This window comes from Rhizobium sp. ERR 1071 (assembly GCF_007828675.1).
In the GTDB taxonomy this organism is placed as follows: Bacteria; Pseudomonadota; Alphaproteobacteria; order Rhizobiales; family Rhizobiaceae; genus Rhizobium; species Rhizobium dioscoreae.
The window spans coordinates 484018-508133 of record NZ_VITM01000001.1; the positions used below are offsets into that span (position 1 = coordinate 484018).

The following is a 24116-nucleotide window of genomic DNA, read 5'->3' on the forward strand; positions in this document are numbered from 1 at the left end:
ATGTCCAGCGTAGATCAACACTTCGTCAGCAAGGCGCTTCTCACGGCGCAGCCGGCACCCGCCAGTGAAAGAGGCGCGTGGCATTGGTTGAAAAAGAACCTGTTTGCCACGCCCAAGGACATTGTCCTCACCGTGCTTGCCATTACCTTCCTTGCCTGGGTGATCCCGCACCTGATCAATTGGCTATTCCTAAATGCAGTCTGGAGCGGAACCGACCGCACCTTCTGCGCTACCACTGTTCAGGGCGGAACGCAGCCGGATGGCTGGAACGCCGCGTGCTGGGCCTTTGTCCGCGCAAAATTCGCCATCTTCATGTTCGGCCTTTATCCGCCGGACGAGCGCTGGCGGCCGATCCTCGTCTGCATCCTGATGATCGCCAGCTTCGTTCCGTTGCTGATACCGTCGGTTCCCCGGAAGGGGTTGAACGCAATCCTGGCATTCTTCGTGCTGCCAGTGGTTTCGTTCTTCCTGCTCCACGGAGGCTTCGGCCTTGAGACGGTGGAAACGGAACGATGGGGAGGCCTGCTGGTAACGCTGGTGATCGCTTTCGTCGCCATCGCAGTCTCGTTCCCGTTCGGCATCGTGCTTGCGCTGGGACGCCGGTCGAAACTGCCCATCCTTCGCATGCTGTGTGTGACTTTCATCGAAATCATCCGCGGCGTACCGTTGATCACCGTGCTGTTCATGGCGAGCTATATGCTGCCGCTGTTCATGCCGCAGGGCTGGACCGTCGATAAGCTGCTGCGTGCCGTGGTCGGTGTCGCGATCTTCACCTCAGCCTATATGGCCGAAGTCATCCGCGGCGGTCTGCAGGCGATACCGAAGGGGCAGTTCGAGGGCGCCGACTCGCTCGGCCTCGGCTACTGGCAGAAGATGCGGCTGATCATTCTGCCACAAGCGATCAAGCTGGTCATTCCCGGCATCGTCAACACCTATATTGGCATGTTCAAGGACACGTCGCTGGTTGCGATCATCGGCATGTTCGACCTGCTCGGTATCGTTCGTCAGAACTTTTCGGATGCCTCCTGGGCGACGGCGGTGACCCCCGTAACGGGTCTTGTATTCGCCGGATTCGTTTTTTGGCTGTTCTGCTTTGGCATGTCGCGCTATTCAGGTTTCGTGGAACGCCATCTCGACACCGGCCACAAGCGATAAAATTGAGGGAAATTACAAAATGGCTGAAGCCCAATCGAAGAAAATGACCGTCTCCGAGACCGAGGTCGCGGTCGACATGATCAATATGAACAAGTGGTATGGCGATTTCCATGTGCTGCGCGATATCAACCTGAAGGTCATGCGCGGCGAGCGCATCGTCATTGCCGGCCCATCCGGCTCGGGCAAATCGACGATGATCCGCTGCATCAACCGCCTGGAAGAACACCAGAAGGGCCAGATCATCGTCGACGGGGTCGAACTCACCAACGATCTGAAGAAGATCGACGAGGTGCGCCGCGAAGTCGGCATGGTGTTCCAGCACTTCAACCTCTTCCCGCACCTGACCATTCTGGAAAACTGCACGCTGGCGCCGATCTGGGTGCGCAAGATGCCGAAGAAGCAGGCGGAAGAGATCGCCATGCACTTCCTCAAGCGCGTCAAGATCCCCGAACAGGCCAAGAAATATCCCGGCCAGCTTTCCGGCGGTCAGCAGCAGCGTGTGGCAATCGCCCGCTCGCTCTGCATGAACCCGAAGATCATGCTGTTCGACGAGCCAACCTCAGCGCTCGATCCGGAAATGATCAAGGAAGTGCTCGACACCATGGTGGGCCTTGCTGAAGAAGGCATGACCATGCTGTGCGTGACCCACGAAATGGGCTTTGCCCGTCAGGTCGCCAACCGCGTGATCTTCATGGACCAGGGCCAGATCGTCGAACAGAATTCGCCGAAGGAATTCTTCGACAATCCGCAGCATGAGCGCACGAAGCTGTTCCTCAGCCAGATCCTGCACTGATACGGATCGATTGAATGAACAAGACCCGCCGCTGCATCGCTGCCGGCGGGTTTTTTATGTGCGGCCGGGTTCAGCAGTCGTAATCGGCGTCAGGACGCGGATCTCGCAGGCCGTCTCCTCCTGATTGCTGCCTGACAATTTTGGCAGCGTTAGCAAGCCCTATAGCGCTTCGCAAAAAACGAGATATATTCTTTATCACCGCGAATAATGCGGAATTCACGAGACGTCGGGGAAGCGGGCCGTGAAAAAAAGCGACAGGATCATCGGCGGATTAGCTCTTCTGAGCGTCGCTATCATCGTCATCAAGTTGGCCGGAGCAATGTACGGCTACGACCTTATCCAGATGGCGGTCGACGCTACGCGGCCAAAAGCTGCCGGCGGCTGGCCGATGGCGGCGAACTGAATGCTGATAGCCAGAATGAAGTCTGCATGACGGAAAGCGGCGCCGCGCACGCGAAATCAGATCTCTCCTTCTCGGGAAAATGGCGACCCCTGCAGGATTCGAACCTGCGACCACATGCTTAGAAGGCAAGTGCTCTATCCAGCTGAGCTAAGGGGCCATGAGCCTTGCCGCGCTTTGCGCGGCGGGCAACACATGCCTGAAACCGCCGCCAAACTCAATGGCCGGCGTTCAATAAGTGCCTGGTTTCAGTGCGTCCAGGGCTGGATGCGGTTGAAGCGGAAGTTGTCGGAATAGGATACCGTCTGCCGGATGGGATCCTTCGGCGGGATGACGCGGTAGTCGATGCCGTTGCGCTTGGCGTAATCTTCCGCCTGTTCCTGCGTCTCAAAGGTCAGCTTGAGCTGCTGGCGCATATCGCCCGACGAGGTATAGCCCATGATCGGATCGATCTTGCGCGGCATTTCCTGATCGAACTCCAGAACCCAGATATTGGTTTTGGCCTTGCCGGATTGCATGGCGGTTTTTGCAGGACGATAAATCTTGGCAGGCATTGCTGCAGCGCCTCCGAATCAAGCGGGAATGATCCGCTTACTTGCTTCTCTTGCCGCGACGCGATCCTCTGCGGGCCGCGCGAACACGACTTTTGCTTAGCTGCGAATCCCTTTGTTTTCAAGCAAAAAGGCAGCCGCTACCAGGACGAATTCAACGACATTAATGAGGGGATTTTAAATGGTCGGAGTGGAGAGATTCGAACTCCCGACCCTCTGGTCCCAAACCAGATGCGCTACCAGACTGCGCTACACTCCGTACCCGTCAGCATGACCAAAATGCGATCATGAGCTGATTTTGCGTACCGCCGAACGCTTAGTCCTGCGGAACGAGTGGGGAGATACACGGTTCATCTGCCCGCTGCAACAGATAAAATCCTGCTTAGCACATCTTCCCCGATGAAAATTTACTTGCCGAGCTTTGCCGAAATGGTGGCGCTCGTCACCGTATCGCCGACGGCAAGGCCGAGTTTGCGAACAATACCGGCGTTCAGCTCGATGACATAGGCAACCGGCCCGCCGGAGCTGATGATCGCTTCGGAATAGGGCACGGCGTTTTCCTGAATATGGGTAACGACACCCTTCTGATCCAGAAAGAGCATGTCGAGCGGCAGCTCGGTGTTCTTCATCCACATCATGACGGGCCGTGTCGTGCCGAAGTCAAACAGCATGCCATGATCGGCGGGCATCTTGTCGCGGTACATAAGGCCGAATTCGAGCTGTGCCGGCGTCAAAGCCAGTTCCACGGTGAATTTATGCGTCTGGCCTTTGGACGATGCGATCGAAAGCGGTTCGGAATCGAAAGCCATCGACTGTTGCCCTGCGGTCTGTGCCGCGAAAGACGATGGGGCGATGGCCCCAACGAGAAAAAGCGCCAAAATGGCGCTTTTCAAAATTTCAAGAAATCCGGCTTTGTTCATATCAGTGCGGCCGTGTCGCTGGGCTCGGCGCATCCGGGTGAATTTCCGCTGCCATCAGGCCCTTTTCGCCAGGCCCGAAGCGGACGAGCACCACCTGCCCCGGCCGCAGCTCGGCCAGACCGAAGCGACGCAGCGTTTCCATATGCACGAAGATATCCTCGGTGCCTTCTCCACGTGTCAGGAAGCCGAAGCCCTTGGTGCGGTTGAACCACTTGACCAGCGCGCGCTCCAGGCCGCTCGTCGCAGTCACCTGCACATGCGTGCGCACGGGCGGCATCTGCGAGGGATGCACGGCCGTCGATTGATCCATGGAGAGGATCTTGAAAGCCTGGTAGCCGCGCTCCCGGCGCTGGATCAGCGCGACGATGCGGGTTCCTTCGAGAATCGTCTGATAACCGTCACGGCGCAGACACGTCACATGCAGCAATACGTCCTGCATGCCATTGTCAGGCACGATAAAACCGAAGCCCTTGGCGACATCGAACCACTTGACGACGCCTGAGATTTCGATGAGCTCGACGGTATCGCCCGACATCTCCTCGAAGTCGACAACTCCCTTCGATGAAATTCTGTCACCCATCCTAGCCAGCCCTCGATTACGCGTCACACTGTTACGGTTAACTGATTCCCTGATATCAAGATTAACATCTTGGTAACGGAAAAGCGCAAGTCCTAGTTTTCGTTTATTCCCACCCTAAGATTATTGCTCCAATGACTTGCGCGAAGCTGGTGCCCCGACCAAAGATCCGCCCAGCTCAACATTAAGAGAGGAAATAGAATGCGTTATCTCCATACGATGGTCCGTGTCACCGATCTCGACGCCTCGTTGCATTTTTATAGCACCCTATTCGGGCTTACCGAAACCCGTCGCTACGAAAACGAAAAAGGCCGCTATACGCTCGTTTTCCTGGCGGCCGACGAGGATGCCGAATCGTCCCGCAGCAACGGTGCCCCCAGCCTGGAGCTGACCTACAACTGGGACCCGGAAGAATATAGCGGAGGACGCAATTTCGGCCACCTCGCCTATGAGGTCGACGATATCTATGCGACCTGCCAAAAGCTGATGGACAACGGCATCACGATCAACCGCCCGCCCCGCGATGGTCACATGGCTTTCGTGCGTTCTCCGGACGGCATCTCCATCGAAATCCTGCAGAAGGGCGCCAATCTTTCTTCGGCCGAGCCCTGGGCTTCCATGGCCAACACCGGCTCCTGGTAGGAGCCAAGCTTTCGCGAGGCTTACGGCACGCGCGGAGCCATCCGTTTCGCGCTTGCCGCCCATGCCCATCCTCCGGCATGCTTGGACGACTCGAAGCATCATGCATCGGATATCGCGGTCATCGTTCCCAGTCGGCGCGCGGTATCGTCGTCCCTCGCAGGAGGCCGTTCCGATGCAAGCCTTTTTTGCAGGGAACGTCCTATGTGCGATCAAGAGATTTTATACGGCAGGAAGAAGCTAGCAAGCACAATTGCCGTTCTTGCCTCATTTGTGATGATTGCGGGCTGCACGACCACGGCCAAAAAGCCGATCGAGACCTCGCAGGCTGCCCCTGTCGTGCCATTGACCGTGGCAGAACAGCTGGCAGCCGATATGAACAGCAAGGCCGATGCCCGGCGCCGCAAAGCCGATGTCGCCTATCGTGATCCGATGGTCCACAGCGTCAATGGCACACGTCAGCAGATCGTCGCCCAGCAGAACCAGGCACTCTATCCTGCGCCTACGGCAGCCCCGACCGCGGACGGGCAGACCGGCATCGGCGGCCTGGTCACGCAGCCGACGGCCGTCAATGCGAACAGAAGCAGCATCTTCTCCGCTCCGCCGCCGATCGCCGTCAATCCGGACGGGACGCTTGCCAAAACCCAAGCTGATGGCGGCCAGGCGATCACGCCGATGATGCGCAGCGTTTACAGCGCGCCACCAGCGACTATGCAGACGACGGCACCGCAAACGATGGACACCGCCGCCGTGCCGAACGGCCGCACATCGGCCGACATGCTGCCACCACCCGTCATTCGCAATGCAACCTCGCCGGCTTCGGGTTCGCCGCAGCCGATTGCCCAGGTGACCGCGTCGGGTGTTGCGGCAACGCCGAATCCGAATGTCCACGAATTGAACGGCAGACAGGCCGCCGCTCTGGCGCAGTTCATCGCATCGAAGAACCAGCCGCAGAACGACAAGCTGCTGGTGCAGCCCGTGCCGGGTGCAAATGGGCAATAAAAACGCCCGCGTTTCCAGAGAATCTTCGATATCGCCAGCAAGAGCCTGTTAAGTCTCACTTATTCAGCACCGGCGGCGGTTTCACCCATTTGTCATTTTTTCCACAAAAAAGCAAAATTGCCGCTTGCGGGAATGAAATCGCCCCGCTATAAGCCGCCACACAACAGCTGAACGCGCCCTTCGTCTATCGGTTAGGACGACAGATTTTCATTCTGTAAAGAGGGGTTCGACTCCCCTAGGGCGTGCCACTGTTGTTCTTTCTTCCACTACAATTCATTTAAGCTACCGCTTGCGGACGCAATAGGCTATTCCTATTTACACCGCGCAGCATGCGCCCTTCGTCTATCGGTTAGGACGACAGATTCTCATTCTGTAAAGAGGGGTTCGACTCCCCTAGGGCGTACCAAAAGCGTGTCCCGAAGTTTTCCACAAGCACCTCGAAAAATCTTTGCTTAATCATCGATTTTTCTGCGATTTTTCTCGTTTTTCCGCTTGCGGGAATGAAAGGTGCTGACTATAAGGGCGCCACAGCACGCGCCCTTCGTCTATCGGTTAGGACGACAGATTTTCATTCTGTAAAGAGGGGTTCGACTCCCCTAGGGCGTGCCACTGCCCCTTCCCCTTAAATTGATGTTTTGGCTCGCTAAACACTGTTATGCAGACGCGTATCGGGCGTAATCTGCGTTACGGAGCTTTCGCCGCGTCTGTAACCCGCAGCTGCACGCGCCGGCTGCCCTGCCAGTGATCGGCGCCAAGCGTGCCGGCGACATGGATCTGCGCCCCGCGCGACGACATCAGCAGCGCGCCCAAAGGCGTCTCCGCCGCGCGGAAGGCAATGCCATCCACCCGGCCGCCGTCCTGCGCCTCCAGCGTGATCTTGATGTGCGACTGGCCGACAAGGTGGGAATCGCGCAGGCGGTGGCTCGGAAGCGCGAAGACGGGCTGTGGATGGCCCGAACCATAGGGACCGGCCGTCTCGAGCCTGTCGATCAGCTCCACGGTCGCGCCGCTTGCGCCGAGCGCGCCGTCGATCTTCAAGGTTTCGTTGGCAACGAGCCCGGCTACCTGCTTCTCCGCCTTCTCCGTGAAGAAAGCCCGCAGCTTTCCGAGGTTGCTTCTCTCCACCGTCAGGCCGGCGGCCATGGCATGGCCGCCGCCCTTGACGAGCAAGCCAGCATCGACGGCCGCGCGTACCATGCGACCCATGTCGAAACCGTTGATCGAGCGGCCGGAGCCGGTGCCCTTGCCCATCGGATCGAAGGCAATGGCGAAGGCTGGTCGGCGGAACTTGTCCTTGAGACGCGATGCAATGAGGCCGACGATTCCCGGATGCCAGTTCTCGCGCGCCGTGACGATGACGGAGGCGCCGTCGCCATTGCCGTACTCCGCCAGGGCCTCGGCCTCGGCCTCCTGCAGCATGGCGGCCTCCATGGCCTGTCTCTCGCGATTGAGCTCATCGAGCTTCGCGGCGATGGCTTCCGCTTCGCCGCCGTCGTCCAGCGTCAGCAGGCGTGCGCCAAGGGCCGCATCGCCGATGCGGCCACCGGCATTGATGCGCGGACCAATTAGGAAGCCGAAATGATAGGGCGTGACAGGACCGTTAAGGCCGGCCTTGCGAAAGAGGGCAGCAAGCCCGAGATTGCCCTGGTGGCGGGCGGCAATAAGCCCCTTAACCACATAGGCGCGGTTGAGGCCCTTCAGCGGCACGACATCGCAAACGGTCGCGAGCGCAACGATATCGAGCCAGGCAAGCAGGTCGATGGAACGCACGCGGGAATCGCCGGCCTCGCGAAGGAGACGCAGCGCCGCGACCAGAACCATGAAGACCACACCAGCGGCACAGAGGTGGCCCTGCCCCGAAAGATCATCCTCACGGTTCGGATTGACCAAGGCATGACAATGCGGCAGCTCGTGCGCCACCTGGTGGTGATCGATGACGACGACGTCGATATTGCGCGCCCTCGCCGCTTCAAGCGATTCGAAGCTGGTGGAACCGCAATCGACGGTCACGATCAGCGTCGCGCCATTGTCGATAAGCTGATTGATGGCTGTGGGATTGGGGCCATAGCCCTCGAAGATGCGATCGGGAATATAGATGCTGGCCGGAACGCCGAAATGGGTGAGAAAGCGATAGAGCAGCGCCGAGGAGGCCGCGCCGTCGACGTCATAGTCGCCGAAGATCGCGACTGTCTCGCCCTTCCTGATGGCGTGCAGGAGGCGCTGTGCGGCCTTTTCGCAATCGGTCAGCAGATGCGGGTCCGGCATCAGGCCGCGGATCGTCGGGTCGAGGAAAGCCATGGCTTCGTCCTGCCCGACGCCGCGCCCGGCAAGCACGCGGGCAATCAGCTCCGGCAGGCCATGGGTCTGCGCAATGGCGAGCGCCCTGTTCTGGCCGGCCTGATCGAGCCTGGATATCCAGCGATTGCCGGATACCGAGCGCTCGACACCTAGAAATGCCCGCTGAACTGGATCGACCGGTTGCTCCACCATCTCTCCCGGAATTTAAGAGCGGCATCCCTTTGATGCACGCCGTCGCTGGTCAGACTATTCTTTCGGCCGCTCGATGCGGATGACCTGCGGTTCGCCGACGAGATAGCCTTCGTTCTTGATTGCCGCAACCGCCTTGCGCACCGAATCTTCCGTCGTCGCATGGGTGACGAGGATGATCGTCTGGTGGTCGGAGGGTGCCAGATGCTGCTTGGAACGCTGGACGATCGATTCGAGCGAAATGTGGTTTTCCGCCATGCGGGTCGCGACACTCGCAAAAACGCCGGTGCGGTCGAGAACCGTGAGGCGGATGAAATAGCCACCTTCGTGGCTCTGCATCTGCGCTTTGCGGTAGGGCTCCAGCGCCTTGGCCGGATGACCGAGCACCGGCACGCGCTGCTCGCCCGGGCGGCTCTTGGCGATATCGGCGATATCTCCGAGCACAGAGGAAGCCGTCGCGTTGCCGCCGGCTCCGGGGCCGACCATCAGCAATTCGCCGAGAATATCGGATTCGATCGCCACGGCATTGGTGACGCCATCGACCTGGGCGATGACCGAATCGAGCGGCACCATGGTTGGGTGCACTCGCTGTTCGATGCCGCTTTCGGTGCGCTGGGCGACACCGAGCAGCTTGATGCGGTATCCGAGATCGGCAGCAGCGCGTATATCCTCGATGGAGACGTTGGTGATCCCTTCGAGATAGATGTCGTCGGCCGCGATGCGGTTGCCAAAGGCGAGCGTCGTCAGGATGGCAAGCTTGTGCGCCGTGTCATTGCCTTCAATATCGAAGGCCGGGTCGGCCTCGGCATAGCCGAGACGCTGTGCTTCCTTGAGGCAATCGGCGAAAGACAGGCCTTCCTTCTCCATCCGGGTCAGGATGTAGTTGCAGGTGCCGTTCATGATGCCATAGACGCGAGAAATCGTATTGCCCGTCAGAGATTCGCGCAGGGCCTTGATGACCGGAATGCCGCCGGCAACGGCCGCTTCGAAGTTGAGCAGGACGCCCTTTTCTTCGGCGATTTGTGCGAGCTCGACACCGTGATAGGCGAGCAGCGCCTTATTGGCGGTGACGACGTGCAGGCCGCGGGCAAGCGCTGCGCGCACCGCTGCGTTGGCCGCGCCTTCGGAACCGCCGATCAGCTCGACGAAGACGTCGATATCGGCCTTCTGCGCTAGATCGACAGGACCGCCGAACCATTCGATGCCCGTCAGATCGATGCCGCGATCCCGCGTGCGATCGCGCGCTGTGACGGCGACGATCTTGACGGGACGACCACAGGTAACGGCAAGCTCGTTAGCGCGGCTCTGAATGATGCGGACGAGCGAGGCACCAACGGTACCTAAGCCCGCAATGCCGATTTTGAGGGCATCTGCCATGGAAAATTCCTGATCAGTATTTGGGACGGCAGCCGCGGGAACGGCTGCCGCGCGATATTATGAACGATGAGCGTTCAGCGAAATAACATTATGCATCGTCTCATCCGCGGTGGAGAGGAAGCGCTTCAGATTGCGCGCCGCCTGGCGGATGCGGTGTTCGTTTTCAACGAGCGCGATGCGGACATAATCGTCGCCCTGCTCGCCGAAACCGATGCCCGGAGCAACGGCGATGTCAGCCTTCTCAACCAAAAGCTTGGAGAACTCAAGCGAGCCGAGATGACGGAATTTTTCCGGGATCTTCGCCCAGGCGAACATGGTCGCGGCCGGCGGCGGCACGTCGAAGCCGGCTTTGCCGAAGCTGTCGACCAGAACGTCGCGGCGACGCTTGTAGATGTTGCGCACTTCGGCGATGTCGGAACCGTCGCCGTTCAGCGCGTGAGTTGCCGCCACCTGGATCGGCGTGAAGGCACCGTAATCGAGGTAAGACTTCACGCGCGTCAGCGCTGCAATCAGCCGCTCGTTGCCGACGGCAAAGCCCATGCGCCAGCCTGGCATGGAGAAGGTCTTCGACATCGAAGTAAACTCGACCGTCACATCGATTGCGCCCGGAACCTCCAGCACCGACGGCGGCGGCGCGTCGTCGAAGTAGATTTCCGAATAGGCCAGATCCGAAAGCACGATGATGTCGTGCTTCTTCGCGAAGGCGACGACTTCCTTATAGAAATCCAGCGTCGCGACATAGGCCGTCGGGTTCGACGGATAGTTCAGGATGAGCGCGAGCGGCTTCGGGATCGAGTGGCGCACGGCTCGTTCCAGCGGCGGGAAGAAGCTGTCATCCGGCTCGACCGGAATCGAGCGGATGACGCCGCCTGCCATCAGGAAGCCGAAGGCGTGGATCGGATAGGTCGGGTTCGGGCAGAGGATCACATCGCCCGGCGCCGTGATCGCCTGCGCCATATTGGCGAAGCCTTCCTTCGAACCGAGGGTGGCAACCACCTGCGTATCGGGATTGAGCTTCACACCGAAACGGCGGGCGTAATAGGCCGCCTGCGCGCGGCGAAGGCCCGGAATGCCCTTGGAGGAGGAATAGCGATGCGTGCGCGGATCCTGAACCACTTCGCACAGCTTGTCGACGATCGCCTTTGGGGTCGGAAGATCTGGATTGCCCATGCCGAGGTCGATAATGTCCGCCCCGCCCGCTCGCGCGCTCGCTTTCAAACGATTGACCTGTTCGAAAACGTAGGGCGGCAAACGCCGGACTTTATGAAACTCTTCCATTTCTTTCCCCATGGGACAGCGGCCCTCAAAACCGCACTGAAGTTCGTTGATCTCCCGGCCAGCCGCGATACGAACTTGGGACTCGCGGCGCCGTATTCATGCTATCTCGAAAGATAAGGTGAATCTTGGGCGCTTATGCACGCAAAATGCAATCCGCCGGTCAGATACATCCAATTTCGGCCTATCCGAACGCTTTGCGTCCAAATCGCCTGAAACGCAAGGCTAATTCTGCGTTGGGGCCGGCTGGGCGCTGCCCTCTTTCTGAATTTCCTGCAGCGTATCCTGGCCATGTTCGGCAGCGAGCTTGCGCATCTCGGCAACACGCCTCTGATATTCGGCCTCGGAGATCGTGCCGGCTTTGCGCTGCGATCCGAGTGCCGTCAGCTGCTTGACCAGATCGCCAGCCTGCTGATCATTGATTTGGACGTTTGCAGCGGTCGGCGGCGCGTTGAAGGAAGGATAGCCGTCCTTGTAAAATTGCTGCGTGCTGGTTTCCACGACCGGCGTGCCCTTGGCGGGTTTTACGATGACAGCCTGAGGCGGCTGCTTGCGCTTGGCGAAGGCCGCCTTTTCCTCGGGTGTCGAGCAGCCCGCGAGCGTCAATGCGAGAATTCCGCACATTGCACTGCAGAGTACGGAATACCGGTTCAGTCTTGCCACCATGCCGCCGCCCATAATTGTCTTCCTGCGCTATTCCTTGCTGTGGGTTGCGACTGTTAAATTTGTCGCAGCAGCAAAGCAAGAGCAGGGTTGCGTTTCATTCGACTTGTATTCCTTTTCCCGCAAGATGTACAAATGGAAAACAAGACACGAGCTGCCGCCGGGAGGATGATGCGTGACCGACAGCAAGCGGGACAAGAATGAAGGTAATGGCGGCTTTCCCGGCTTTGATCCAAAGTCAGTCGAGCCTTACATCGTCAGGGATCCCGAAGCGATGGCCGTCAACTTTGCCCGTGCGCTGGAAAATCTCGGCAAGGCAGCCTCGGCCTGGCTTGCACCGCGCGAGCGCGGTGAGAAGGTCGATACGGTTGCCGATCCTTTCACCGACATGGTCAAGACGCTGTCTAAAGTCGGCGAATACTGGCTTTCCGATCCCCGCCGGACACTGGAAGCGCAGACTCACCTGCTTTCCGGCTATTTTGGTCTGTGGACGAAGACCATGCAGCGCCTTAGCGGCGATTCGTCCGCCGAGGCTGAAGCCGAACCGGTGAAGGACAAGCGCTTCGCAGACGAGGATTGGCAGAAGAACCCCTTCTTCGATTTCTTGAAGCAGACCTATCTTCTGACGTCGAACTGGGCGGAAAAACTGGTCGGCGACGCGGAAGGGCTGGATGAACACACCCGCCACAAAGCGGCATTCTACACGAAGCAGATCACCGCCGCCTTTTCGCCAACCAATTTTGTCGCGACCAACCCGCAGGTCTATCGCGAGACTATCGCCTCCAATGCCGAGAACCTGGTGCGCGGCATGAAGATGCTGGCCGAGGACATCAGCCTTGGCCATGGCGAGTTGCGCCTGCGTCAAACCGACATGACGAAATTCGCCATCGGCCGCGACATGGCGCTGACGCCAGGCAAGGTGATCGCGCAAAGCGATGTCTGCCAGGTGATCCAATATGAGCCGGCGACAGACAAGGTGCTGAAGCGGCCGCTGCTGATCTGCCCGCCCTGGATCAACAAATTCTACATTCTCGATCTCAACCCGCAGAAATCCTTCATCAAATGGTGCGTGGAGCAGGGTCACACCGTCTTCGTGATTTCGTGGGTCAATCCCGATCATCGGCATGCGGCGAAGGATTGGACCTCTTATGCCCGCGAAGGCATCGATTTCGCACTCGAAACCATCGAAAAGGCGACGGGCGAACAGGAAGTCAATGCTGTTGGATATTGCGTCGGCGGCACGCTGCTGGCGGCGACGCTCGCCCTCCACGCCAAGGAAAAGAACAAGCGTATCCGAACGGTAACCTTCCTGACGACGCAGGTCGATTTCACCTTTGCCGGCGACCTGAAGGTTTTCGTCGACGAAGAGCAGATTGCAGCACTCGAAGAGCAGATGAACGTGCTCGGCTATCTCGAAGGTTCGAAGATGGCGACGGCCTTCAACATGCTGCGCGCCTCCGAACTGATCTGGCCCTATTTCGTCAATAATTACCTGAAGGGGCAGGAACCCCTACCCTTCGACCTCCTGTTCTGGAATGCCGATTCGACCCGCATGGCCGCGGCCAATCATTCGTTCTACCTGCGCAACTGCTACCTCAACAACGCCTTGAGCCAGGGCAAAATGGTGCTCGACGGCAAGACATTGTCGCTGAAGGACGTACGCATCCCCGTCTACAATCTGGCGACGCGGGAGGATCATATCGCGCCGGCCAAATCCGTCTTCGTCGGCAGCCAGTATTTCGGCGGTCCGGTGGAATTCGTGGTGACCGGCTCCGGTCACATTGCCGGAGTCGTCAACCCGCCCGACAAGCATAAATATCAGTTCTGGACCGGCGGCCCGACCGGCGGTGACTATGAGGATTGGCTCGCCGGGGCAAAGGAGACACCTGGCTCCTGGTGGCCGCATTGGCATGCCTGGATCCTCGCGCAAGACCATCGCATGACGGCTGCGCGCAAACCCGGCGGCAAGGCCCTCAATGCGCTGGAAGAGGCACCCGGCAGCTATGTCCTGGAACGGGCATAAGTCACCCGATTATGCAATTTCCTTCGCCTCTCCTCCCTGCCCGCCTGATTTCCCGCTACAAGCGCTTCCTCTTCGATGCCGAGCTGGAAGACGGGACATTCGTCACCGGCTCCTGCCCCAATACTGGCTCGATGCTCGGCCTTACGACACCTGGCTCGCGCATATGGCTCTCAGAGCATGAGGGCGCGAAGCGAAAATACCGCCATGTCTTCGAATTGATCGAGGCAGACCGCACGACCGTCGGTGTCAACACCGCCATGCCGAACCGCATTGCAGCGGAAGCGATCGCGCTTGGGCAAATCTCCGATCTCGGTGAGTATACAATGATCAAGCGCGAGCAGAATTACGGCCGCAACTCGCGTATCGACCTGCTCTTGACCGACCCTTTGCGGACAACCACCTATGTCGAGGTGAAAAACGTCCATTTCATGCGACGGCCAGGTCTTGCGGAATTCCCAGATACGGCGACGGCGCGCGGCGCCAAGCATCTGGAAGAACTCGGCGATATGGCCGAGGCCGGCTATCGCGCCATCATGCTGTTCGTGATCCAGCGCAACGATTGCCATCGCTTCCGCATCTGCGGCGATCTCGATCCGTTCTACGCCACGGCCTATGATCGCGCTTTGAAGCGTGGCGTCGAGGTCTATGCGCTGAAATGCAGGGTTTCGCCGACTGAAATCGCGCCTGCCGGGTTGATCCCGATAGACGAACCCGGCATAGCTGCATTAGAACAGTTTAAGATCTCTACCAAAGGCTAGTTATGGTGAACTACATCGAAGCGGCAACGGCGCCGGCGAAAAATACGGGTGCTATCCGCATCTACGGAGAGGACGCCTTTGCCGGAATGCGCAAGGCGTGCCAGCTGACCGCCCGCTGCCTCGATGAACTCGCCGCGATCGTCAAGCCTGGCGTGCCCACCGATGTCATCGACCGTTTCGTTTTCGAATTCGGCATGGATCACGGCGCCTATCCCGCGACGCTGAACTATCGCGGCTACATGAAATCCTCCTGCACCTCGATCAACCACGTCGTCTGCCATGGCATTCCCAACGACAAACCGCTGCGCGAAGGCGATATCGTCAATATCGACGTGACCTATGTGCTCGATGGCTGGCACGGCGATTCCAGCCGCATGTATCCGGTCGGAGAAATCAAGCGTTCGGCCGAGCGGCTGCTGGAAGTCACCTATGAATCTCTGATGCGCGGCATTGCCGCCGTTCGTCCGGGTGCACGCACCGGCGCCATCGGCGAAGCGATCCAGACCTATGCCGAAGGCGAGCGCTGCTCGGTCGTGCGCGACTTCTGCGGCCACGGCGTCGGCAGCCTCTTCCATGACTCGCCGAATATCCTGCATTATGGCCGGGTCAATGACGGCCCGGAACTGCGTGAAGGCATGATCTTCACCATCGAGCCGATGATCAATCTCGGCAAGCCGCATGTGAAGGTGCTCGGTGACGGCTGGACGGCCGTCACGCGCGACCGCTCGCTCTCGGCACAATACGAACACACGGTCGGCGTCACTGCGACGGGCTGCGAGATCTTCACCCTGTCGCCCGGCGGCCTAGACCGCCCCGGCCTGCCGCCGCTGCAGGGATAATTCATGGCAAAACGTCCCGCTTCTTCTAACGGACATGGTGACATGCCCCTCGATAGAGGCGGGAAGACGGAGGCGTTGGAAGATGCGCCGCTACTCGACGAGCGGCTGTTCTTCCCTCAACAGGTCGCCAAACCCGCCTCGACATCCAAATCCGCACCGATAGCCAAATCCGCGACAACCAACGTCGAAGCCCATTATCATGGCCACCGCGAACGGTTGCGCAATCGCTATCGCGACGGCGGCGACGCGGCATTGGCGGACTACGAAATCCTCGAACTCCTGCTTTTCCGGCTGATCCCGCGCCGAGACACGAAACCGATCGCGAAGGCCCTGCTCGCCCGTTTTGGCACGCTTGGCGGCGTATTCGGCGCTCCGGTCAACCTGCTGACGGAGGTCAGTGGCGTTGGCGATACCGTCGCTCTCGACCTGAAGCTCGTGGCAAGCGTCGCGCAGCGCATGCTGAAGAGCGAATTGACGGGTAAGCCGGTGCTCTCCTCCTGGAAGGCGCTCATCGATTATTGTCATGCCGCTATGGCGCATGAAGCACGCGAGCAATTTCGCCTGCTGTTTCTCGATAAGCGCAACGCCTTGATCGCCGATGAGGTGCAGGGTTTCGGCACGGTCGATCATACGCCGGTCTATCCGCGCGAGGTCGTCAAGCGCGCGCTCGAACTCTCCGCCTCCGCAGTAATTCTAGTCCACAATCACCCGTCAGGAGATCCAACACCTTCGCGTGCCGATATCGACATGACCAAGACCATCATAGACACTGCCAAGCCTTTGGGCATCACCGTTCACGACCATGTTATCATTGGAAAAAACGGCCATGTCAGCTTCCGCGCATTGCGGCTGATTTGAAATTGTCGCAGATGCGATAATCCGATACTTCAAATCTATATTGTATGTTTTTGATTTTACGTGATCATTATCGAATCTCATCCATTCGATCATGGCGAAATATCCCGAATTCGTCATGGCGATCTCCGCTTTCATTTTTCAGCTCGGCGTCAGGATCATCTGGCAGAAGGATCGCCGCGTTCCTGTCGGCTGATCCGCCCGTGGAAGCTGTTGTTTGATTTGGCCTTATCCGCTTCCATGCGCCGGCCATCTGGAGATCGAATGCCGAAGATGTCGCCCAAGCTTGCTCATCGCCTCCTTTCTATCGGTCGCGGCGCGCTTGTCGCGGCAGGCGCTTTTCTGGTGGCCGCCAGCGGCTTCTATGCTCACATGCTCTGGACGACGAACTTCCATCCGGTCATTGCCGGCGAGCTTTACCGTTCTTCGCAGCCCTCGGCCACCAACATCGCCGAGTTTCAGAAGCAATACGGCATCAAGACCATTATCAACCTGCGTGGCTACAATAGCGGCCACCATTGGTACGATACCGAAGTTGCCGAGGCGAAAGCGCTCAACATCGACCATATCGATTTCCATATGTCTTCGGCCCGAGAGCTGACACAGGAGCAGGCGGCGCAGCTTGTCGAGATCATGCGGAATGCGCCAAAGCCGATCCTCATTCATTGCCAGGCCGGAGCCGACAGAACTGGCCTGGCCTCGGCACTTTACCTTGCCGCCATTGCCAAGACGAATGAGGCTACCGCGGAGGGCCAGATGTCGATCATCTATGGTCACCTACCGTTCTCCTTCACGCGTGCCTATGCCATGGACCGTACTTTTGAGAAGCTGGAACCCTGGCTCGGTCTTTCGGCCTCGTGAACACCAAACTTCCCGTTAGATAATCTGTAACATTGAGACGCTACCGGTTGACGGAGCATGTTGCATTGCGACATTGATTCCCCATTCCAGTCATCCGAGGCTTCCCGATGGACCAATTCGATCTCCTAGTCGTAGGTAGCGGCCCCGCCGGCCGCAGAGGCGCTATTCAGGCTGCCAAGCTCGGCAAGAAGGTACTCGTCGTCGAGCAAGGCAAGCGGGTCGGCGGCGTCTCGGTCCACACCGGGACCATTCCCTCCAAGACGCTGCGCGAAACCGCGCTCAACCTTTCGGGTTGGCGCGAACGCGGCTTCTACGGTCGCGCCTATCGCGTCAAACAGGAGATCAGTGCGGAGGATCTCCGCCGCCGCCTGCTAATCACCCTCGACCACGAGGTCGAAGTGCTTGAGCATCAATTCGCGCGCAATCGCGTCCAGCACATCAGAGGCAAGGCAAGCTTCGTCGATCCGCAGACGATGCAGATCGTCAAGGATGATGGCGAGGTCGTCACCGTGTCCGCCGCCAGCATACTGCTTGCAGTCGGCACCAAACCTTTCCGTCCGGATTACATGCCGTTCGACGGCAAGACGGTTCTCGATAGCGATGAACTCCTCGAGATCGAGGATTTGCCGCGATCGATGGTCGTCATCGGCGCCGGCGTCATCGGCATCGAATATGCCACAATCTTCAGCGCGCTCGACACGCAGGTGACGCTGATCGATCCGAAATCCACCATGCTCGATTTCATCGACAAGGAGATCGTCGAGGATTTCACCTATCAGCTTCGCGATCGCAACATGAAGCTGCTGCTCGGTCAAAAGGCCGAGAAGGTGGAGCGGCAGAACGGCAAGGTCGAGCTGACGCTCGACAATGGCCGCCGCATCACGACAGACATGGTGCTCTTCGCCGCCGGCCGCATGGGTGCCACCGACACCGTTAATCTTGCCGCTGCCGGCCTTGAGGCCGATGCTCGCGGCCGCCTGAGCGTCAATCCGGAAACCTTCGCCACCAAGGTTCCGCATATCTTTGCCGCCGGCGATGTCGTCGGTTTCCCGAGCCTTGCCTCCACGTCGATGGAACAGGGCCGCATTGCCGCGCGCGTCGCCGTCGGCGCGATCGCCAAGGAGCCGCCGAAATACTTCCCCTATGGCATCTATGCCGTGCCGGAGATTTCCACCTGTGGCCTCTCGGAGGAAGAGGTCAAGGAACGGCACATCCCCTATGAGTGCGGCATCGCCCGCTTCCGCGAGACGTCGCGCGGCCACATCATGGGCCTCGACACAGGCCTCTTGAAGATGATCTTCTCGCTGAAGACCCGCCGCCTGCTCGGCGTCCACATCGTCGGCGAAGGCGCCACCGAGCTCGTGCACATCGGACAGGCCGTGCTGAACCTTAAGGGCACCGTCGAATATTTCGTCGAAAACACCTTCAACTATCCGACGCTTGCCGAAGCCTACAAGATCGCCGGCCTCGACGCCTGGAACCGCATGGGCGATATCAAGTCGGAACTCTAATAGGTCAATATTGACCATGCCGGCGGAGCTCACTACTCTGCCGGCATGATGAACATTCTCAACATCGCTTCGGTCTTCTTCATAAGCCGCTAATCCCTAGGCTTTCAGCCAAATGAAGACGAGACCGCCTCAACGGCCGCGAGGCCGCGGGTAGGTCTTTGCCGAAACAGCCGTGATGCCCGCACAGGAAGGGTGAAAAACGGCGCGATGATCGAGAGAGATTTCATGCCATCCCAAAAACAGTATCCGGCTGCGCTTTCCGACGCGCAGGTGAACGATTTCATTGAACATGGCTTTATACGCATCGATGATGCGTTTTCACAGGAACAGGCTGCCGAAGCCCGCGCCATCATGTGGCGCGATATTCCATGTCGCGAGCACGATCCGGCAAGTTGGAGATTTCCGGTCGTGAGGCTGCCAGGCTATGGCGGCGAGCCATTCCGTGCCATCGCTAATATGCCCATTTTGCACGCTGCTTTCGATCAACTGGTCGGGCGTGGGCGATGGCTGCCAAGAGATGGGCTTGGGACCTTCCCCGTGCGTTTCCCGCATCCGGACGATCCCGGCGACGCCGGCTGGCATGTCGACCTCAGCTTTCCTGGGGACGATTGCGATCCGAATGAGCAAAGCGACTTCTCCGCCTGGCGCGTGAATGTCACCTCGCGAGGGCGCGCTCTGCTTACGCTATTCCTGTTTTCCGATGTTGGCGAAGACGATGCGCCGACCCGCATCCGCGTCAGCTCTCACATGGATATGGCGCGCTATCTCGAGCCTGCCGGAGAGCACGGGCGTTCTCATATGATGCTCGAGCAGATGGGAGCCGACCGCCCTCACGCACTGGCAACGGGAAAGGCTGGTACGGTCTACATCTGCCATCCCTTCATAATCCACGCCGCCCAGAAGCATCGAGGCGCCACGCCGCGATTTATGGCGCAGCCTTCGATCGGCCTTGCTGAGCCCTATCGATTGGAACGGCCGGATAATGCCTATAGCCCGGTCGAGACAGCCATTCGCCGCGCTTTGGGTAAGGAATAATCGCGCCGAACTGATTGCTGATAGCCTGGGGCCTCTCGCCCCAGCCCTCTCTCCGCTTGCGGGGAGAGGAAGCATTATGACGAAACAACAAAAGCCCCACCGTTTCCGGTAGGGCTCAATGTCAGTCCAGAAGAAAGACGATTATTCGGCGCTGTCTTCAGCAGCCTTCTTCTTCGGAGCGGCCTTCTTCTTCGGAGCCGCTGCTTCTTCGCCTTCAGCGGCAGCTTCGGTTGCTTCAGCCTTGGCAGCAGCCTTCTTCTTCGGAGCGGCCTTCTTGGCAGCCGGCTTGTCTTCTTCTTCGTCGTCAGCCAGCAGCGCTTCCTTGGAAACGGTCTTGTCCGTGACGTTGACCTCGGTCAGCAGATGGTCGATGACCTTTTCTTCGAAGATCGGGGCGCGCAGGTTGGCGGAGGCGCCCGGCGTCTTGCGGAAGAATTCGAGGATTTCCTTTTCCTGGCCCGGGAACTGCTGGAGCTGTGCGTAGAGAGCGCGCTGCAGTTCGTCTTCGCTGACTTCGACGCCGGCCTTTTCGCCGATTTCGGAGAGAACGAGGCCGAGGCGAACGCGACGCTCGGCGAGCTTGCGGTATTCCTCGCGAGCCTTTTCTTCGGTCGTGTCTTCGTCTTCGAAGGTCTTGCCAGATTCGCTGAGATCGGTTTCGATCTGGCGCCAGATGCTGGCGAATTCGGCGTCGACGAGCTTCTGCGGCGTGTCGAACTGATACATTTCGTCGAGCTGGTCGAGGATCTGACGCTTGACTTTCTGGCGGGTGACAGAGCCGTACTGGCTTTCGATCTGACCGCGAACGATCTCCTTCAGGCGATCGGCGGATTCGATGCCGAGCTTGGAAGCGAGTTCGTCGTTGATTTCGATTTCACCGGGAGCTGCAACTTCCTTGACGTTGATGTCGAAGGTGGCTTCCTTGCCAGCGAGGTTCTTGGCCGGATAGTCGGCCGGGAAAGTTACGGTGATGACCTTCTCATCGCCAGCCTTGAGGCCGACGAGCTGCTCTTCGAAGCCCGGGATGAAGCGGTTCGAGCCGAGAACGAGCTGTGCGTCTTCGTCCTTGCCGCCGTCGAAGGCAACGCCGTCGACCTTGCCGAGGTAATCGATGGTGACGCGGTCGCCGTTGGCAGCCTTGCCCTTCTTGGTCTCGTAGCTACGAGCGCTTTCAGCGATCTTGAGGATCTGCTCGGTCACTTCGTCTTCACTGATTTCAGCGACTTCGCGGGTAACCTTGATGCCATTGACCGGCTTCAGTTCGATCGCCGGGATGACTTCATAAGACAGCGTGAATTCGAAATCGGCCTGAGCGGAGAGGATCTTTTCTGCCTCGTCCTGGTCTTCCGTCATCGCGATTTCCGGCTGGGTGGCCGACTTCTCGCCGCGCTCGGTCAGGATCGCCGGCGGCTGGTCGCGAACGATTTCGTTGACGAGGTCAGCCATGATCGACTTGCCGTAGACCTTCTTCAGGTGCGAGACCGGAACCTTGCCCGGACGGAAGCCGTTGATGCGGACCTTGTCCTTGACCTCGGCCAGGCGCTCGTTCATGCGCACTTCCATGTCCTTGGCCGGGATGACCACCTTGATTTCGCGCTTCAGCCCTTCAGCGAGCGTTTCGATAACCTGCATTGTCCTACCTTCATTCATGGCGGCCGTGCCCAGCCTGCCGTTCGTTTCGATGAGCACGACGCCGGAAAATCCCGAGCGTGGCTTGGATGCAATTCTCTTTCATCTTGCAAGAGCGCCGCGCCTTCGAATGAACGCGCAAAAGGCAGCTCTATCCCGTCACGAGCCAAAACATCTTATCCACTTTCCTCATCGAAAGCGGGATGCTTTGGGCAAGATGCGCGTCCTGCGGCATATCGGAAGACAGGCTTCGTGAGCCTCCCCCCGTCCACAAGACAGTGTTGGTGCGGGTAGAGAGACTTGAACTCCCACGCCTTGCGGCACCAGAACCTAAATCTGGCGTGTCTACCAATTTCACCATACCCGCGTTCCCAAAACCGCATGGCGATGCCTGCCCATGGGGCCTTCCGGAGCGCGGCGTCTCTATATCACCCGTTTTAAACCACGCAAAGGAAAAATGACGGCTCCGCGACAACGCTTAAAGCTTATCGGAGCCATTAGCGCAGATATCGTCAGTAAAGCGGCTCCTCGTAGACGGATTTGCCGTCTAGAAGCAGGCTTCTGATATGGGCAACGCCATCCGAAGACACCCGCGCCGCAATGGCGACGCGATTGGCGTTGCGGGCGCTTTCGATATCGTGTCCCTGCCCTTCGGGCACGTAGTAGCGCTCGATGCCATAAGCGACCCCGACAATCGCCTGCGACGGGTCGGCGGCATCGCCATAGAAAACATAGTCGACAGGCAAGCTTTTGAGCACGACCGTATCGGGCTTCGGATCGAGCTTTCCAAATGATGATTCGACGATCCCCCAGTAACCGTCGTCCTGCTTCTTCAGGCGAACGGACAATAGCGCGCCACTTCGGCTCGCTTTCGGCGGTCCTTCAACCATCGTCGAGAACGGAACCCGCGAGATGTCGTAGTTTAAGGTCACGTAGTCGCCGCGCAAAAGATCGCGCGGATCGACTGGCGCAGTCTTCAAAAGAATCTCGACGCCGCTCCGCAAGCCCCAGGCCCGCTCGCCAACCATGTAGCCAAGAACCGCCGTCTGCAGAGCGGCAACGACGATAGCGGCAATCCACAGGCGGCGGGAACCCATGCTCAGACTCCTCTCAGCGATATCGGTCATGCCCGCGTCCCCTGCCCGCGATTATCGGAAAAACGCCGTTCCAGCTGGATGACCAGCCAGGCGGCAATCGCCACCAGCAAGCCGGCAACGAGGAAGAACCCGGCCGTGCCGATGATCGAGCCGATCGTCTCGCTGGCGAGGTAAAGAATCTCGCAGGAAAAGACGAAATAGGCCAGATAGCGCACCGCGCCGTTGTCGCGGCCACTGAGCGCGATTGCGATCACGCAACTCGCCAGTGTCGCTGCCGCCACGATGACGAGCGGCAATTTGTCTTCCACCCAGACATTGTTCTCAAAGGACCCGTTGCTGATCTCGGCATGAACCAGGAAGAAGCCGATCGATGCGATCAGAAAGGTGTAGAAGGCCGGCGCGGCACCAGCTGTGCGGGCAAAAGGCATCAGCGGCGACGCGGGAACACTAACGACGAGAAACGCCGCCATGCCGAGAGCGGCAAACAGGATCGCGGTATTCAATCCCTCGTGACGGCCAAATAGCCATGCAAGCCAGCCGACGAGCATGAGATAGGCCAGATGGCGAGCCATGGGCGCATCGACATAGCGGACAAGCACAATCAGGACCATGGCCATCAGAGGCGGCATCCAGGGCATGATCCCATACCATTCGTCGAGATGCCCCCAGAGATAGGCGCCGCAAAATGCCCAGGCGAGAAAACCGGCGAGCCCGACCTGCGCCGAGGAACGAAACAACGCCGCAACAATGCAGGCCGCGGCGAACCAGACGAGCATCATTCTGAGCTCGTCGCCGGACAGATTGTACATCTGACCCACCAGCCCCATGGCGCCGCCGAAACTCAAGGTGCCGAGGATCAACATTGCGGCGGCGAGGATGGAGCGACCCTGAGCTAATAAATATGCCGCCGCGAGATAGAAGGCCCATATCATCGCAACCAGCCCCAGCAGACGGGCAATTCTCGGAAGAGCCTCCCAGTTTGCGGAGATGAACAGCAAGATGGCAAGGCCGAGAAGCACGGCGGCGATGATGGTCAGCACCCGGCCAGCGCTGAAACTCGTCTGACGACCGTCATACTCGCTGAGGATGGCTTTCGCCGTCCCCGCGTCGACCAGCCCCTTGTCGGTCCAGATCTTGAGATCCCGCTCCAGCCTTCCCCTGTACATGCCCGGCTCCCCTCGCTGCGATTCTGCTCGCGACAGAGTTAGCACAAATCGCCGCCCAATCGATGCGAGCCGAGCGTTCTGGCAGAGGCTTCGGCTCACAGGAATGTGTGCCATATTAATACGGAATTAAGGGATCATGCAGTATCCTGACGGCCGGTAAAGAGATACCAACTAAAGATATGCGCGCAGCTCATGCCTCCCATGAAATTATTGCGCTGCACAAATTCGAAAAGTCATACTATTTATCAAACAACAAGACGGCGGTGGCGCGCCGGACCGATGCAGATCGGACCAAGCCTGGGGATAGCATCCCGACACGATATTCGGAGCCGCACACTCCTCCTCCCAGTGCGCTTCGATAGATTGACGACACTCCTCCTCCCAGTCGTCAATCATCTCAAATGACGCCCACCGCATCCTCCTCCCGCGGTGGGCGTTGTTTTTTACCCACCTAAATCGGTTTATGCTGAACGGATGCCCATGCCGGCTATCGGCCGGCAATT

22 protein-coding genes and 6 tRNA genes are annotated in these 24116 nt (G+C 59.0%); 15 read left to right on the top strand and 13 right to left on the bottom strand.

What is annotated here, in order from left to right; genetic code table 11:
* From FBZ99_RS02415 to FBZ99_RS33010, 3 genes are all read left to right on the top strand, one after another.
* Positions 1-1155: an amino acid ABC transporter permease gene (locus FBZ99_RS02415; RefSeq protein ID WP_113333698.1), complete on the top strand. Its 1155-nt coding sequence runs from the start codon at positions 1-3 to the stop codon at positions 1153-1155.
* 19 nt (positions 1156-1174) lie between these two features.
* Positions 1175-1948, top strand: a complete 774-nt coding sequence (locus FBZ99_RS02420; protein WP_095434785.1) for an amino acid ABC transporter ATP-binding protein — start codon at positions 1175-1177, stop codon at positions 1946-1948.
* A gap of 241 nt (positions 1949-2189) precedes the next feature.
* The gene (locus FBZ99_RS33010) at positions 2190-2351 is read left to right on the top strand and encodes a hypothetical protein (protein ID WP_173002538.1); all 162 of its coding nucleotides are present in this window, start codon (positions 2190-2192) and stop codon (positions 2349-2351) included.
* Between the two features lie 80 nt (positions 2352-2431).
* Here FBZ99_RS33010 and FBZ99_RS02425 read toward each other — a convergent pair.
* The 5 genes from FBZ99_RS02425 to FBZ99_RS02445 all read right to left on the bottom strand — a co-directional run bounded on the left by FBZ99_RS02425 (position 2432) and on the right by FBZ99_RS02445 (position 4399).
* A tRNA-Arg gene (locus FBZ99_RS02425) sits at positions 2432-2508 on the bottom strand.
* Between the two features lie 88 nt (positions 2509-2596).
* The gene (locus FBZ99_RS02430) at positions 2597-2902 is read right to left on the bottom strand and encodes an ETC complex I subunit (RefSeq protein ID WP_069612065.1); all 306 of its coding nucleotides are present in this window, start codon (positions 2900-2902) and stop codon (positions 2597-2599) included.
* 179 nt (positions 2903-3081) lie between these two features.
* Positions 3082-3158: transfer RNA gene (locus tag FBZ99_RS02435), tRNA-Pro, on the bottom strand.
* 148 nt (positions 3159-3306) lie between these two features.
* The gene (locus FBZ99_RS02440; protein WP_113352606.1) at positions 3307-3819 is read right to left on the bottom strand and encodes a DUF192 domain-containing protein; all 513 of its coding nucleotides are present in this window, start codon (positions 3817-3819) and stop codon (positions 3307-3309) included.
* A 1-nt stretch (position 3820) separates the two neighbouring features.
* Positions 3821-4399 carry a cold-shock protein gene (locus FBZ99_RS02445; RefSeq protein WP_112721378.1) on the bottom strand — a complete coding sequence of 193 codons (579 nt, stop codon included), beginning with the start codon at positions 4397-4399 and terminating at the stop codon, positions 3821-3823.
* Positions 4400-4597: 198 nt separating this feature from the next.
* On the opposite strand from FBZ99_RS02445, the gene FBZ99_RS02450 reads away from it, so the two are divergent.
* The 5 genes from FBZ99_RS02450 (at position 4598) to FBZ99_RS02470 (ending at position 6646) form a co-directional block, all read left to right on the top strand.
* Complete coding sequence (locus FBZ99_RS02450) at positions 4598-5038, top strand: VOC family protein (protein ID WP_113333696.1); 441 nt, start codon at positions 4598-4600, stop codon at positions 5036-5038.
* Positions 5039-5239: 201 nt separating this feature from the next.
* Positions 5240-6037 (top strand): hypothetical protein, encoded by a 798-nt coding sequence (locus tag FBZ99_RS02455; RefSeq protein WP_113352607.1) that lies wholly within the window; start codon positions 5240-5242, stop codon positions 6035-6037.
* A gap of 173 nt (positions 6038-6210) precedes the next feature.
* Positions 6211-6285 (top strand) — tRNA-Glu (locus tag FBZ99_RS02460).
* A gap of 83 nt (positions 6286-6368) precedes the next feature.
* A tRNA-Glu gene (locus FBZ99_RS02465) sits at positions 6369-6443 on the top strand.
* A 128-nt stretch (positions 6444-6571) separates the two neighbouring features.
* Positions 6572-6646: transfer RNA gene (locus FBZ99_RS02470), tRNA-Glu, on the top strand.
* 75 nt (positions 6647-6721) lie between these two features.
* Here FBZ99_RS02470 and recJ read toward each other — a convergent pair.
* The 4 genes from recJ to FBZ99_RS02490 form a co-directional block, all read right to left on the bottom strand.
* A complete protein-coding gene (gene recJ / locus FBZ99_RS02475) occupies positions 6722-8527 on the bottom strand; it encodes a single-stranded-DNA-specific exonuclease RecJ (protein ID WP_442966428.1) in 1806 nt (601 codons plus the stop codon).
* Between the two features lie 54 nt (positions 8528-8581).
* On the bottom strand, positions 8582-9901 hold the full coding sequence (locus FBZ99_RS02480) for a homoserine dehydrogenase (RefSeq protein WP_113333694.1): 1320 nt from the start codon (positions 9899-9901) through the stop codon (positions 8582-8584).
* 57 nt (positions 9902-9958) lie between these two features.
* Positions 9959-11179, bottom strand: coding sequence for an LL-diaminopimelate aminotransferase (locus tag FBZ99_RS02485; RefSeq protein ID WP_095434780.1), 1221 nt, complete (start codon positions 11177-11179; stop codon positions 9959-9961).
* 222 nt (positions 11180-11401) lie between these two features.
* Positions 11402-11854, bottom strand: coding sequence for a hypothetical protein (locus tag FBZ99_RS02490; protein WP_113352608.1), 453 nt, complete (start codon positions 11852-11854; stop codon positions 11402-11404).
* Positions 11855-12014: 160 nt separating this feature from the next.
* Here FBZ99_RS02490 and FBZ99_RS02495 point away from each other — a divergent pair, with 160 nt between their 5' ends.
* The 7 genes from FBZ99_RS02495 to FBZ99_RS02525 all read left to right on the top strand — a co-directional run bounded on the left by FBZ99_RS02495 (position 12015) and on the right by FBZ99_RS02525 (position 19721).
* Positions 12015-13862 (top strand): PHA/PHB synthase family protein, encoded by a 1848-nt coding sequence (locus tag FBZ99_RS02495; protein ID WP_113352609.1) that lies wholly within the window; start codon positions 12015-12017, stop codon positions 13860-13862.
* Positions 13863-13873: 11 nt separating this feature from the next.
* A complete protein-coding gene (sfsA, locus tag FBZ99_RS02500; protein WP_113352610.1) occupies positions 13874-14620 on the top strand; it encodes a DNA/RNA nuclease SfsA in 747 nt (248 codons plus the stop codon).
* Positions 14621-14622: 2 nt separating this feature from the next.
* The gene (gene map, locus FBZ99_RS02505; protein ID WP_106997750.1) at positions 14623-15459 is read left to right on the top strand and encodes a type I methionyl aminopeptidase; all 837 of its coding nucleotides are present in this window, start codon (positions 14623-14625) and stop codon (positions 15457-15459) included.
* Positions 15460-15501: 42 nt separating this feature from the next.
* Positions 15502-16317, top strand: a complete 816-nt coding sequence (radC, locus tag FBZ99_RS02510; RefSeq protein ID WP_233788711.1) for a RadC family protein — start codon at positions 15502-15504, stop codon at positions 16315-16317.
* Between the two features lie 261 nt (positions 16318-16578).
* Positions 16579-17175: a dual specificity protein phosphatase family protein gene (locus FBZ99_RS02515; RefSeq protein WP_113333688.1), complete on the top strand. Its 597-nt coding sequence runs from the start codon at positions 16579-16581 to the stop codon at positions 17173-17175.
* Between the two features lie 107 nt (positions 17176-17282).
* Complete coding sequence (sthA, locus tag FBZ99_RS02520) at positions 17283-18686, top strand: Si-specific NAD(P)(+) transhydrogenase (RefSeq protein ID WP_113352613.1); 1404 nt, start codon at positions 17283-17285, stop codon at positions 18684-18686.
* A gap of 225 nt (positions 18687-18911) precedes the next feature.
* A complete protein-coding gene (locus FBZ99_RS02525) occupies positions 18912-19721 on the top strand; it encodes a phytanoyl-CoA dioxygenase (protein WP_113352685.1) in 810 nt (269 codons plus the stop codon).
* Positions 19722-19862: 141 nt separating this feature from the next.
* Here FBZ99_RS02525 and tig read toward each other — a convergent pair whose 3' ends face one another.
* From tig to FBZ99_RS02545, 4 genes are all read right to left on the bottom strand, one after another.
* Complete coding sequence (gene tig / locus FBZ99_RS02530; RefSeq protein WP_113333686.1) at positions 19863-21353, bottom strand: trigger factor; 1491 nt, start codon at positions 21351-21353, stop codon at positions 19863-19865.
* 279 nt (positions 21354-21632) lie between these two features.
* Positions 21633-21717 (bottom strand) — tRNA-Leu (locus tag FBZ99_RS02535).
* Between the two features lie 145 nt (positions 21718-21862).
* On the bottom strand, positions 21863-22477 hold the full coding sequence (locus FBZ99_RS02540; protein WP_113333684.1) for a GDYXXLXY domain-containing protein: 615 nt from the start codon (positions 22475-22477) through the stop codon (positions 21863-21865).
* Complete coding sequence (locus tag FBZ99_RS02545; RefSeq protein WP_113352614.1) at positions 22474-23613, bottom strand: DUF2157 domain-containing protein; 1140 nt, start codon at positions 23611-23613, stop codon at positions 22474-22476. The genes FBZ99_RS02540 and FBZ99_RS02545 overlap by 4 nt, the downstream gene beginning before the upstream one ends.
* Positions 23614-24116 lie beyond the last annotated feature (503 nt).